This window comes from Rhodobacter sp. P2_H5 (assembly GCF_056403335.1).
The window spans coordinates 31,821-43,766 of sequence record NZ_JBFUFS010000020.1 but is presented as its reverse complement, the minus strand read 5'-3'; the positions used below and the strand labels follow the sequence as shown (position 1 = coordinate 43,766).

General features: G+C 62.7%; 11 protein-coding genes and 3 pseudogenes. 7 read left to right on the top strand and 7 right to left on the bottom strand.

The annotated features are described in order from the left end of the window. Window positions 1-38 precede the first annotated feature (38 nt). Window positions 39-1,088 (bottom strand): ABC transporter substrate-binding protein, encoded by a 1,050-nt coding sequence (locus AC1DVR_RS19985; protein WP_478002363.1) that lies wholly within the window; start codon window positions 1,086-1,088, stop codon window positions 39-41. Window positions 1,089-1,292: 204 nt separating this feature from the next. Here AC1DVR_RS19985 and AC1DVR_RS19980 point away from each other — a divergent pair, with 204 nt between their 5' ends. From AC1DVR_RS19980 to AC1DVR_RS19965, 4 genes are all read left to right on the top strand, one after another. Further along, window positions 1,293-2,075, top strand: coding sequence for a DeoR/GlpR family DNA-binding transcription regulator (locus tag AC1DVR_RS19980; protein WP_478002362.1), 783 nt, complete (start codon window positions 1,293-1,295; stop codon window positions 2,073-2,075). Continuing rightward, window positions 2,072-3,148: a four-carbon acid sugar kinase family protein gene (locus tag AC1DVR_RS19975; protein WP_478002361.1), complete on the top strand. Its 1,077-nt coding sequence runs from the start codon at window positions 2,072-2,074 to the stop codon at window positions 3,146-3,148. The genes AC1DVR_RS19980 and AC1DVR_RS19975 overlap by 4 nt, the downstream gene beginning before the upstream one ends. A 222-nt stretch (window positions 3,149-3,370) precedes the next feature. Then, a complete protein-coding gene (locus tag AC1DVR_RS19970; RefSeq protein WP_478002360.1) occupies window positions 3,371-3,577 on the top strand; it encodes a hypothetical protein in 207 nt (68 codons plus the stop codon). Window positions 3,578-3,588: 11 nt separating this feature from the next. After that, window positions 3,589-3,711 carry a hypothetical protein gene (locus AC1DVR_RS19965; protein WP_478002382.1) on the top strand — a complete coding sequence of 41 codons (123 nt, stop codon included), beginning with the start codon at window positions 3,589-3,591 and terminating at the stop codon, window positions 3,709-3,711. A 3-nt stretch (window positions 3,712-3,714) separates the two neighbouring features. Here AC1DVR_RS19965 and AC1DVR_RS19960 read toward each other — a convergent pair. Continuing rightward, window positions 3,715-3,795: pseudogene (locus AC1DVR_RS19960) on the bottom strand (IS6 family transposase); the annotation flags it as partial. Window positions 3,796-3,927: 132 nt separating this feature from the next. Between AC1DVR_RS19960 and istA the strand changes: the two are divergent. Next, window positions 3,928-5,571, top strand: coding sequence for an IS21 family transposase (istA, locus tag AC1DVR_RS19955; RefSeq protein ID WP_478002359.1), 1,644 nt, complete (start codon window positions 3,928-3,930; stop codon window positions 5,569-5,571). Next, window positions 5,471-6,229: pseudogene (gene istB / locus AC1DVR_RS19950) on the top strand (IS21-like element helper ATPase IstB). The gene istA and the pseudogene istB overlap by 101 nt, the downstream one beginning before the upstream one ends. Window positions 6,230-6,362: 133 nt before the next feature. Here istB and AC1DVR_RS19945 read toward each other — a convergent pair. The 4 genes and pseudogenes from AC1DVR_RS19945 to AC1DVR_RS19930 all read right to left on the bottom strand — a co-directional run. Beyond that, window positions 6,363-6,833: pseudogene (locus tag AC1DVR_RS19945) on the bottom strand (IS6 family transposase); the annotation flags it as partial. A gap of 312 nt (window positions 6,834-7,145) precedes the next feature. Further along, window positions 7,146-7,583, bottom strand: coding sequence for an ATP-binding protein (locus AC1DVR_RS19940; RefSeq protein WP_478002358.1), 438 nt, complete (start codon window positions 7,581-7,583; stop codon window positions 7,146-7,148). 11 nt (window positions 7,584-7,594) lie between these two features. After that, the gene (locus tag AC1DVR_RS19935; RefSeq protein ID WP_478002357.1) at window positions 7,595-7,933 is read right to left on the bottom strand and encodes an STAS domain-containing protein; all 339 of its coding nucleotides are present in this window, start codon (window positions 7,931-7,933) and stop codon (window positions 7,595-7,597) included. Then, entirely contained in the window at window positions 7,920-9,875 is a 1,956-nt protein-coding gene (locus AC1DVR_RS19930) for a PP2C family protein-serine/threonine phosphatase (protein WP_478002356.1), read from the bottom strand. Before AC1DVR_RS19930 ends, AC1DVR_RS19935 begins: the two co-directional genes overlap by 14 nt. 272 nt (window positions 9,876-10,147) lie before the next feature. Between AC1DVR_RS19930 and AC1DVR_RS19925 the strand changes: the two genes are divergently transcribed. Continuing rightward, window positions 10,148-10,648 (top strand): GAF domain-containing protein, encoded by a 501-nt coding sequence (locus AC1DVR_RS19925; protein WP_478002355.1) that lies wholly within the window; start codon window positions 10,148-10,150, stop codon window positions 10,646-10,648. Between the two features lie 10 nt (window positions 10,649-10,658). On the opposite strand, the gene AC1DVR_RS19920 is transcribed toward AC1DVR_RS19925, so the two are convergent. After that, on the bottom strand, window positions 10,659-11,930 hold the full coding sequence (locus AC1DVR_RS19920) for a DUF3131 domain-containing protein (protein ID WP_478002354.1): 1,272 nt from the start codon (window positions 11,928-11,930) through the stop codon (window positions 10,659-10,661). Between the last annotated feature and the right edge of the window lie 16 nt (window positions 11,931-11,946).

The following is an 11,946-nucleotide window of genomic DNA, read 5'->3' as shown; positions in this document are numbered from 1 at the left end:
AAGGTCTGGCCAGGCACCTCGGGCGCCTGGCCAAAGCGTCACTTGCTGTAGTGCATCTCGAACACGGTCTGCGCGTCGGGGTTGAAGGTGCGGGAATGCGCCTTGAAGTCATAGACCGGCACGCCCTCGGGGAAATCGGCGTGGAATTGCGCCACGCGGTCCTTGGTCAGGGGCAAGAGGTCCAGCTTGACGTTGGCCTGGGCGGCAGGAATCTCCTTCCCGTTCAGGTAGTCATACATCATGACCAGGGCGAAACCGCCTTGCAGCCAATGGCCCCCGATGTCGAACAGCAGCGTGCCCTTCTCGACGGCATCCACGTTCTCGGGGTTCAGATCCATTGCGACGACCATGATGTCCTTGCCGGGCGTCTTTCCGGCCGAAGTGATCGCGGCCATCACGCCGGTCGCCGTGCCACCATTCGCGGCCCAAACGCCCTGAATCTTCGGGTTGCCTTGCCACAGGCTTTCAAACACGGTCTGCGAGGTGTCGCGCACAAAGTTGCCGTCGACCTCGCCGACCAGAACCACATCAGGCGCCGCATCCAGCGCATCCTGCAAGCCGGCGCGGCGGTCGATGGCAACCGACGTGCCCGCAGTGCCGTCAACGGCCGCGATGTATTTCTTGCCATCCGCCGCCGGGGTGAGGCTGGCGAACAGCGCCTCAGCCATCTGCTTGCCCGCAGCGCGGTCGCTTGGCCCGACAAATGCCAGGTAATTGGGGAATTTCGCGTCCTGGGGCGGGAAGTCCGCATAGCTGTCCGTCAGGATCACCGGAATGTTGGCGTCTTTCGCCAGCGTGAGCCCGGGAACGGCGGTCGCCCAATACGGGGTATAGATGATCCCGTCCACGCCCTGCGCCACAAGATCTTCCAGGCTCTTGATCATCTGGTCGGGCTTGTTGTCCGCGTTCAGGACGATCAGGTTCACGCCCAGCTCGTCGGCACCCTTTTTCATGAACTGGACGTAAGAATTCCAGAACTGTGCATCGAGGGTGGGCACGATCACACCGATCTTGGTCTCTGCCATGGCAACCGTAGCCATGAGCAGGCTCGCGACACCCGCAAGGGTGCCGTTCAGCAATTTCCGCATTGTATTCCTCCCACAGAATTATGAGGCGGCACGCGCATCAGCGCTGTCTCATCGATTCCACCCCTTGGCATGTTTTGGCACGTGTTGGATTATTTTGGAAGATACTTTGTCAAATTCCGCCGCCTTTTGAAACTTTGTGAAACTTCTTGACGCTGGTTTGCCGTGCATCTTAGGTAGGTCTCAGAAATGAAGGAGCCGGGCACCATGCTGCCAGCGATGCGTCGCGCGCGAATTATTGAAATGCTGCGCAGGGATGGCATGGCCTCTCTCAAAGACATGACCGATGCGCTTGATGTGTCCCTTTCGACCCTGCGCCGCGATGTGGACTACTTGTGCGAGTCCGGCCATCTGGAACGTACGCATGGCGGCGCGGTCCTGAACGTCAACCGCCATGGCAGCTTCGAGCCCGCGCGCGAGATTGCCACCGCACTGGAAAGTTCGGCCAAGCGCGCGATCGGGCAACGCGCGGCCAACTTGATCAAACCGGGGCAGACGGTCATCTTCGACAGTGGCACGACCACGGCGGCTGCGGCGCAGTTCGCGCGTGATCGGGGTATCGCGTTCACGGCCTTTACCAATGATCTTGCCATCGCCACGCTCCTTTCGGCCAACCCGGCCATTCAGGTTTTCGTGGCGGGGGGCAGCGTGCGCTCGGGGTCGACAACCCTGCTTGGCAGCGGCGCGCTCCAATCCATCCAGCGCCTGCATGCGGATATCGCGTTCATTGGAACACATGCCATGACGGCAACCGAGCTTTCCGACACGTCCATCGACCTCGCGGAAATCAAGCGCGCCTTCCTTATGGCAGCCGATCATGTGGTTCTGCTCGCCGACAGCAGCAAGATTTTCAGCCGTGCGTTCTGCACATTCGGAAACATCTCGCACATCGGACTGCTCGTCACGGATGCGCGGATTTCCCCCGAGGCCGAGGCTGATTTGCGAGGCCGAGGGTTGGCCCTCGATATCGTGCCCGAGGCAGAGGCATGAGATTCACCGGCGGCGCCCTCCGCCTGGTGGCGGATGATCTGACCGGCGCCCTTGACGCTGCGGCCCCGTTTGCCAGCCCCGCACGGCCGGTCGGACTGGTGTTGCATGAGACAGAGATCCCCGACCGCCCGATGCTGACCATCAGCAGCGAAAGCCGCGACGGCACGGCGGACGAGGCGCAGGCGGCCACGGCGCGCGCCTGTGGCGTGCTCGGTGTGGCCAAGGGGGGCCAGGACGCGCTTTGGTTTCACAAGGTGGACAGCGTGCTGCGCGGTCATCCGTTTGCCGCGACCGCAGCCATGATGCAGTATCTTCAGGCCCCCAAGTGCTTCTTTGCACCCGCTTTTCCCGCGATGGGACGCATTACCAGGAATGGAATGCATCTGGTCCGGAACGGAGAGGACTGGCATCCCGCCGCCCGATCCGACATCGCGGCGGGTCTGAACAAGGCGGGTCTGAACGTGGTTTCCGGATCGTCGGGGCTTTCTGGCGCAACCGGTGTCCTCATCGTGGATGCCACGACACAAGGGGATCTGGATCAGGCGGTCGCACGTCAGGAAGACGACAACCTTCTCTGGGTAGGCAGCCGCGCTCTGGCGGAATCCCTGGCTGGTCCTGCGCAACCCCTGGATTGCCCGCCGTTGGGCATTCTGATGATCGGCACAACCCATCCTGCGACGCGCGCGCAACTGGCCATGGCGCTGGCGCTTACCCTGCCCGCCCCCGCAATCGGCCCCATTCCGGCGCAACCCGGCGCGTGCATTCTGATCGACCCGGTGCCCGATTGCGCAGATGCGGCAGCGACCGCGGCCGCCCTTCATCAGGCGGCTCTGCGGATTACGCCCGACGACCTGCAGGGGCGCGCCATATTCGTGACGGGAGGCGACGCCTTGTCGGTCATTCTGTCGGCGATCATGGCCCGCAGCCTGGATTGTGTGGGCGAGGTCGGTCCCGGACTGCCGCTGTCGATCGTGCGGGGCGGAACACTCGACGGGTGCTGGCTCGTCTCCAAATCCGGCGGCTTTGGATCCCCCGATTTGCTGACCAAGATGTTGTCCGCACCAAGACACTGACCGCGCTCCGAAAGTCGGGCAGCGACGGACGCCAAGATCCGAGGTCTACAGGTCTCCACAACAGAAGAGAACAGGTCGAAACGCAGGATCCACGACGCGGCGTTCAAGGCACGCCTGGCATTGGAGGCGCGGGATGTTCGAACGCTCGCATCCCAGGCTGTCGGCGGGCGCGCGGTGCCGCACAGAACAACTGGCAATGTGTTTCCAAAACAGGTCAAAAGCATGAAAATCAAAGAATACGAACGCGGCCACAACGATGCGACCAACGACATCATCGCTTGGCTGCATTCCGAAGCCCTGACCATGACCGACCCCCACGCCCGCCGCATCCTGAACAGCGCCGCCTACGCGCTAGGCGTCCAATGCAACACCGCGGAGGCCAAAGCCCGTGTGGCCGCGCGGGCCATGCACAATGACGGAAAGTCCTGAAGGCAAACCCAATGCCCCCTCAAGACCTGCGCGCCTGCTTTGAAAGCCTACCGGATGCGACGCCCAAATATCGCGAGCTGGAACTCGCGCTGAGGGACGGCGCGGGCTATGGCCGCGCTTGGCATCAGACGTGACAGGAACCGGACGTACATCAAAACGGCGAGACGAATGTTCTCAGGCGAAGTCTTGAAGCCGCGGAACGGGCTGCGCCTGGTCATGCGCCGGGGCTAAATGATCGATGTGTTTCGGCGTGCAATTTTGACCCCTTAGGTGGGGTGATCGGCGTCCAATTTTGCCCCCCCTGATGTTGTGTCAGACCGTCCGCTGTGATGCAGCGGGCGGAGGGGGAGTTGAAAGGGGTGGATACGATCGCGCGGGTCCGTCGGGCCYTTCACGTTCAGGGCTGGTCGGTGAAGAAGATCGTGCGGGAGCTGCACGTGTCTCGGAATACTGTCCGGAAGATCCTGCGGTCTGACGAGACGGAGTTCAGCTACGAGCGGGAGCGGCAGCCAATGCCGCGGATTGGACCCTRGCAGGCGCAGCTCGAACAGGTCCTGGCGGCGAATGTGAACAAACCCGCGCGGGAGCGGTTGACGCTGATCCGGATCTTCGAGGACCTGCGCGGTCTGGGCTATGAGGGCGGTTATGATGCCGTCCGCCGGTTCGCCAAGACCTGGTCTCAGAACCGTGGCGCGGTGACGGCGGAAGCCTATGTGCCGCTCTCATATGCCCCGGGCGAAGCTTATCAGTTCGACTGGAGCCATGAGGTGGTGCTGATCTCGGGCGTTACCGTGACGGTGAAGGTGGCCCATGTCCGGCTTTGCCACAGCCGCATGATGTTCGCCCGGGCTTACATGCGCGAGAGCCAAGMGATGGTTTTTGATGCCCATRATCGGGCTTTCGCCTTCTTCAAGGGGGCCTGCACGCGGGGCATCTACGACAACATGAAGACGGCAGTGGAGGCGATCTTCGCGGGCAAGGAGCGGCAATACAACCGCCGCTTCCTCCAGATGTGCAGCCACTATCTGGTCCAGCCAGTGGCCTGCACCCCGGCATCGGGCTGGGAGAAGGGGCAGGTCGAGAACCAGGTCGGACTGATCCGCGAGCGGTTCTTCACGCCCCGCGTTCGCGTGACAAGCCTCGATGAGCTGAATGCCTGGCTCCTCGACAAATGCATCGCCCATGCCAAGGCGCACCGCCATCCCGAAGAGGGCGACAAGACGATCTGGGAAGTCTTCGAGACCGAGCGGCCGCATCTCGTGCCTTACATGGGGCCGTTCGACGGCTTCCACAGCACGCCTGCGTCGGTCTCGAAGACCTGCACGGTTAGGTTCGATAGTGACGAAGATCAGGAATTGATCCGGGGGATCAATTCCCTGAGGAACAAATACTCAGTCCTCGCCACGGCAGTCGGGCGGCCCGTCGATGTCCATGCCTATGCGGAGAGGATCGTGATCCGACAGGACGGGGTGGTCGTCGGGGATCACGCCCGCACCTTTGGACGAGGCCAGACGATCTATGGCCCTTGGCACTATGTGCCTGTTCTGGCGCGCAAACCTGGAGCCCTGCGTAACGGCGCTCCCTTCAAGGACTGGGTCCTTCCGCCCGCCATGACTGCGATCCGGCGCAAGCTGAAGGGCAGCGATGATGGTGACCGCCAGATGGTCGAGATCCTGGCCCAAGTGCCGGACGACGGGCTTCAGGCCGTCGAGGCCGCCTGCCGCGAAGCCCTAGATCAGGGCGTCCATTCCGCCCCGGTCATCATCAACATCCTCGCCCGCCGCCGGGATCCTTCCCCACCACCGCTTCTACTGACCCCAACCTCGCTGCGCCTGACCCACGAGCCCGTGGCGGATTGCGCACGCTACGATAGCCTCAGGAGAACCAGTCCAAATGGAACGCACCCAAATCCTCGACCTGATGGGCAGCCTCAAGCTCTTCGGGATGCGCAGTGCCCCCGCCCGCATTTTGCGGGCATACGCCCGCGGGGATGAGGTCATGGCCGCCGGGATCAAACGCCAGCATGAGCCGCCAAGGATCGTGGGCGATCTACTGCAGTAGGAGATTGCCGAGAAGCAGGCCAGATCCATCCGCTATCGGATGACCATCGCCAAGCTGCCGCTGGCCAAGGATATCGAGCAGTTCGACTTCACCGGCACCCCGATCAACGAAGGTCTGGTCAAGGATCTGGCCACGGGCAACTTCGTCGCCGACCAGCGCAATGTCGTCCTCATCGGCGGAACCGGAACCGGCAAGACACACCTCGCCATCGCGATCGCCCGCGCCCTCATCCGGGGTGGCACCCGCGGCCGCTTCTTCAACGTCGTCGACCTGGTCAACCGACTGGAGACCGAGACCCGGGCCGGCAAGCAGGGCCGCATGGCCGATTACCTCACCCGCCTCGACTTCGTCATCCTCGACGAACTCGGCTATCTGCCCTTCGCGCAATCCGGCGGCCAGCTGCTCTTCCACCTCATCAGCCGCCTCTATGAGCGCACCTCGGTCATCGTCACTACCAACCTTGCCTTCGGTGAATGGCCCGCTGTCTTCGGCGACGCCAAGATGACCACCGCGCTCCTCGACCGTCTCACTCACCACTGCGACATCATCGAAACCGGCAACGCATCCTGGCGCTTCAAGAACCGCGCCTGACCCCGATCAGGGCCTGACCCGCCTTCACTCTGTGATCAGTTCCGTCGGCTCAGGCCCTGATCTCGACGCCAAAAGGGGGTCAAAATTGAACGCCGATACGGGGTCAGTTTTGCGGGCCGATTGACACGCGACCGTCAGCCAATCCAGGGTCCTTCAGCGCCGCACCGTAGGACCGCAGCTTGTCCGTAACGCGGACAGGCGAACGACCGTGCCGCTTCATCGTTTTCTTGAGGAATTTCAATGCAGCCTTGCGATCCCGGCGCATTGTGACGAGAGCGTCCAGGACTTCTCCCTCGTGGTCAACGGCCCGCCAAAGGTAGTGCCTGACGCCGTTGATCTTCACGAAACCCTCGTCCAGGTGCCAGCGCCAATGGGGCAAAGACTGCATTCGATCGACCCGCTTGTGGCGGATCCCGGCAGGAAACATCGGGCCGAACCGGTTCCACCAGAACCGCACCGTTTCATGGCTTACCTCAATTCCGCGTTCATGCAGCTGGTCCGCCTCGTTGCGCAGCGACGGCGGGAAGAGCATATACATCGTTGCTGCAAGGCGAATGGATTCCAAGCTGGTCTTGAAGAACCGTGAGGAACTGGGTTTGCCCATTTCGCGGGGCTAGGTGACCGCCCGAATCCGCACAGGAATCTTGCTCTCACGAGGACCCGAAGTGCTATTCAGCCTGCACGTGGGTCCGGGCAAAGGTGCCATAGGTCTGCCAGCCGAGGGGGGAGTGGGACCTCCGGCGTCGTCGTCCCTGCGCCAAGCGGCAAGGTGTCGCCGATCGCGGCCACGCCCCCCGAAGCGGGCGCTGTTCTTTCCTGAAATGTCGGTCCGAAAAGATCGGTCAGCATCGTTTCTCGGCGCGACCCGGGCCAGGTTTCGGTGCGGGTCGGCTCGATCAACGATATGGGGCTTGCGTCAGTCCCGGCGGCGGCGGATCAGGGACAGTTCGTTGCGCCCCTTCTCGCTGGTGTAACCCACGCTATCCATAACCGCGAAAACAAGCGGCAGCCCCATGCCGCCCACCGGCAGGTTCTCCAGGTCGAGAGGATCGAAATCCGGCCCGCTCGCCCCTTGGCGGGCGGCTTCCAGGACATCGTCGGGGATGGGAAGACCCCAATCGACCACCCTGATCCGGCAGCCGTTCTTGTGGAAATGGGCGCTGACCTCGATGATCCCCTTGCCGTCGCGGTAGCCGTGCCGGATCAGGTTGTTCAAAACCTCGACCAGGACAAGTTCGACGTCGCCCGCGTCCTGCGGTTGCATCAGACCTTCGCAATGATGGCGAACGGCGACTGCGACATCTGTGACAGCGTCGTAATCGGCTTCAATTCTCCAGACTCGATCCGTTTCCATATTGCTCCGCGCTATCCCAAGAGTTTCGCGATTGCATCGCCTGTCGTCGCGTTGAGCGAGAACACGCGGTCCATCCGGGTCAGCGCGAAGAGGCGCTCCACCGGGCCATGGGCCCCGGCGATGGCCATCTTTCCCTGCGCCCCCAGTAATTTCAGGCTTGAGATCAGGGCGCTCAGGGCGGAACTGTCCATGAAGTCGGCGGCAGCGATGTCGACCACGATCTGCCTGTGGCCATCCTTGATCCGACCCGAGATTGCCTCCCGCAGAGCCGGAGCTCTTGCCGCGTCCAGCCGTTTCTCGTCGATCGTCAGGATCAGCACCGACTCGCGGATTTCTTCAGTTATCTGCATTCTCTGTCGCCTCCAAAATCAGAACTGTTACATCATCCTCGAAGCTTTCCAAACTGCGCCAGAGCCGGAGTTCTTCGATCAGATGGCTCAAAAGATTGTCCGTCGGCATCCGCCCAAGGTTGCGCACGGAGTCCAGCAAACGCTCCTCCGAGAAGGCCTGGCCCTCGGGGTTTTCGGTTTCGGTCACGCCGTCCGAATAGACGATCAGGCGATCGCCCAGCCCGAAGCTGAAGCGCACCTCCTCGTAGGTCGCACCGCTGATGACGCCAACCGGAAGGCCGCCGTCGCCGATCTGTTCCACCTCGCCCGTACTGCGCAGCAGGATCGGCGGCGGGTGACCGGCCTGGATGAGGACGCCCTGACCCGACTCCGGGTTCAACTCGCCCAGGACCATGGTGAAGAACGGCAGATGTTCGGGCCAGTCCAGGTTGATGCGGGCAACCGTCTCGGCCAGGGTCTCGCCGCTGCGCCGCTTCAGCACGGCCTGTGTCAGGGTGCTGTGCGAGGCCACCGAAACAAGAGCCGCTGCAGCGCCGTGGCCGGCCACGTCGATGTGAAAGAAGTGCACCGCGCCATTGGGCTGTCGCAACACGTCATAGGTATCACCCGAGATGAAATGAGAGGGGCGCAGCAGCCCTGCAAACCGCACGCCGCCCAGCCGCGAAGCCACCGGCAAAAGCGCCTCCTGGACGGCGGCCGCGGCCTCCAGATCAAGCTTCAACTGCCGATAGGCCTGCTTCAGGCGGTCATGCAGCGCCAGCCGTTCAGCATGCATGCGAGCCCGGCGGGCGGCGTTGGATTTGAAGACCCGCAGGGTATCCACCATGATCCCCACCTCGTCCAGATACTTGATGGTCGGCAGAGGGGTCTCGAGATCGCCATCAGCCAGGCGGATCATGCTGGCCCGCAAGTCGCCGAGCGGTTGCACCAGGCGCAGCAGCACGGTGCGCGTTCCCAGATAGACGGTGCCCGCCCCGGCCACCATGATGCCGACCCACATCAGAAGCCGCCGCTGCGCCGCCGCCTCAAGCGCCGCCAGACGGGCGCGGGAAAAGTCGAACAGAGCCTCTTGAAGCTCCGCGACCGCACCGGTGATTTCCTCGGCGCTGTCGTTCCATCGCTGCGGGATCGTCCCCAAGGGCAGTTGCTGCGAGGTCACCCGCAGAAGCTGCATTTCGATCGGGCGATACCGCGTGTTGTAGAGGTCGATCACCTTCTCGACCTTCTGCGTAATCGGATCGCCAAGCGCATGGGGCTGGTCACTCAGCAGTTCAATGGTCAGGCCCGCCCGCGCGGCATTGCGCTCGGCCTGTTCCTGCATCGTGGGGGCCGCTTTCCCGGGTTCCCCTACCGCCATCTGCCAGATCAGCGGGCGGTTGCGCGCCAGGTTTTCAAGGACAAGGCTGGAAAACCGGCGCAGTTGAAATGCCTGGGATGTCACGCTGTCCACCGGCTGTTCGCGCGCCAGCAAGGCGCTTCGCAGGGAGTTCAGCTTGCGGATGATATTTGAGTAGGATTGGAAAGACTGCAGCGCCAGGGTGACCTGCGGACCCGTGTTGGCCGCGGCCAGAGCGCGGCCCACCGCTTCGTCCTGCCAGACGATATCGGACTTGATCGAACTGATCGTCGTGCGCCCCTCCGGGGTGCCGAGGTCCGACACGATGCTGACCGCGCTGTCGAGCAGGGCACTGTCCAACTTCCCCGTCTCGGCCAGATCCGACTTCGGCGATAGCGTGCCGAGCAACGCCAGATAGGAATAGGTACGCTGGTTGGACACGGAGACCGACAGCCGCGCGAGCAATTCGCGCGCACTGTTCGATTTCGCCGAACTCGACGCAGCACCATAGTCAGCGTAGGCCACATACATCTGCGCCGACACGGATGCGAAGAGCGCCAATCCCATCAGGAGGAACAGCGAGATCAGAATGTTGCGGATTGTCATGGGGCAATCTTCTCTGATGCGACCGCGCAAGGTCATGCCAACAAGCCCCCCCATCAGCAGGCGAGCAATCCAAATCGGACGGATACCAGGAAATGGGCCTCAACACGGTCGGAACCTTCACGGCCCCTTTGTCTGTGGACGTGACAGATTCGAAGAGATTTGGCCACAAAAAACCGTACAACCAACGAATTGCATATACATGTACGTTGACAGGCGGATGGTTTTGGACTGGATCTGCTCAGGCAGATGCTCAATCTCAAGGCAAAGTCCGAATGACCCGCGACTCCGACCAGCACAGAGAGGTTGCCCGCCTCGAGGCACTTCAGGAAACTGGCCTTCTCGGCCCTGAAGCCCGGCCAGAGCTGGATGCCATCGTTTTGGAAGCAAAAGAGCATTTCAATGTGCCGATTGCCCTGGTGACCCTTCTTGACCGCGACACACAACTGCTCAAGGCCCGCATCGGCGTTGATCTGACCGAGATGCCCCGGCGTCTGGCCTTCTGCAACTACACGATTCAGGCCGACGATGTGTTCGTCGTGCCGGACACGCTGGAAGACCCGCGCTTTGCAAGCCATCCCATGGTGCTGGGCGAACCCTTCCTGCGCTTTTATGCCGGCGCCCCGTTGATCTACCTCGATGGCATCCGGCTTGGGGCGCTGTGTCTTCTCGACAAGGTGCCGCGCCAGTTCAGCGCCGGCGACCGCAGCGAACTGGCGGGCATGGCTGACCGGGTGATCACCTCGATCGCCCTGCATGAGTTTGCCAAGCGGTAGAACGCCGCCATCAGTTGGTGGCTCCGTAAGGCAGGCAATGGGCGCGCGCCTGGTCCTCGGTGCCGGACCAGTCTTTGCGCACCGGTTCGGGCCAGAGTAGCGTGCCCCCGGCCTTGAACAGCAAGGCCTCCAGGATCACTCCGTTGTTGTTGGCCGACAGGGCCGGGATCACCCCGCGCCCGTCCTCGTAGATCCCCTCGAAGAATCCCTTGGCCGGGTCGAACTGCGTGGCCACAAGATCGAACAGCTGCTGGGAATAGGGCGTGTCCCACAAAGCCCAGAGGCTGACCGCGCTTTTCACCGCGACAGCCGCGTGTTCCGGCATCAGGACGCCCTTTTCGGTGATCGTGGCCCAGGCGGTCCCGTCGCTGAACAGGGTGTCGTAGACGAAGTACGGGGACTCGCCCAACTGGTGTTCGGTGCGCGCGGTCAGGATGCCGGTGGCCAGATAACGCCGTCGCTGCGCCTCGTAGACGTTCTGTGCCGCCCGGACGATCCATTCCGTCTGCGGGTTTTCGCTCAGCGCCTTCCAGCCGAACTCCATGCCCAGCAAGGCATAGCTTTCGGTCACCACATAGTTGTGCGCGCCGAGGTCGCGCGGGTCGCGGCTGTCGTAGGGCACTTCGACGCCGTAAAGCCAGACGGAATCGGAAGGCGCCTGCTGCAGCGGCACGCCAGCATCAAAGCCCCAAAGCCGGTAAGCCAGCGCGCCATATTCCTCGTACCCAAGGCGGCCCTCCTGCAGGTGCACGGTGGCGCCGTCGCCACCGATCGCCGCCCCGTACAGCACGCCGGTCGAGGGCGCGATGGCGCACATGTTCCAGCGCCGCATGGTCAGTGCTATGGTCGGTTCGAACTGCGGATAGCGCTGTGCGATGATCTTCAGCCAGACCATCAGACGCCCCATGTCGAGCGCGGAGCAGCCGATCTCACCCGGTTTATTGCGGTAATTGGTGGGGTCGACCGTGTTGGTGTCATAGGCCTTGTTCGGGCATTCCTGGCGAAAGAGCTGAATGTGCTGCAGCGTGGCGAGTGAAAGGCCCAGCCGGTCCACGGCCTCCTTTTCCTCGATCAGACCCAGGCCCCGCGCGGCCACCACCGCCGCGAGGTACGAGGCCGTGTCCCACATCGTCGTCGAGGGGAAATTGTCGGCGGAATTGGCCAGTCCGCTGTCGGGTGCAACGTTGCGCTGGAAGTAGAGCCAGGCCGTCTTTGCCATTTCCCATTCGGCCGGGGTAAGGCTGCCGTTGCGCGGTTGTGCGATCAGGGAAGCTTCGCTCAAGGGGCGATCGGGCAAG

Coding starts and splice junctions, on each gene's coding strand:
- AC1DVR_RS19940 (WP_478002358.1), bottom strand. CDS start 7,583: ATGGAAACGGATCGAGTCTGGAGAATTGAAGCCGATTACGACGCTGTC.
- AC1DVR_RS19925 (WP_478002355.1), top strand. CDS start 10,148: ATGACCCGCGACTCCGACCAGCACAGAGAGGTTGCCCGCCTCGAGGCA.
- AC1DVR_RS19970 (WP_478002360.1), top strand. CDS start 3,371: ATGAAAATCAAAGAATACGAACGCGGCCACAACGATGCGACCAACGAC.
- AC1DVR_RS19980 (WP_478002362.1), top strand. CDS start 1,293: ATGCTGCCAGCGATGCGTCGCGCGCGAATTATTGAAATGCTGCGCAGG.
- AC1DVR_RS19935 (WP_478002357.1), bottom strand. CDS start 7,933: ATGCAGATAACTGAAGAAATCCGCGAGTCGGTGCTGATCCTGACGATC.
- AC1DVR_RS19965 (WP_478002382.1), top strand. CDS start 3,589: ATGCCCCCTCAAGACCTGCGCGCCTGCTTTGAAAGCCTACCGGATGCG.
- AC1DVR_RS19985 (WP_478002363.1), bottom strand. CDS start 1,088: ATGCGGAAATTGCTGAACGGCACCCTTGCGGGTGTCGCGAGCCTGCTC.
- AC1DVR_RS19930 (WP_478002356.1), bottom strand. CDS start 9,875: ATGACAATCCGCAACATTCTGATCTCGCTGTTCCTCCTGATGGGATTG.
- AC1DVR_RS19975 (WP_478002361.1), top strand. CDS start 2,072: ATGAGATTCACCGGCGGCGCCCTCCGCCTGGTGGCGGATGATCTGACC.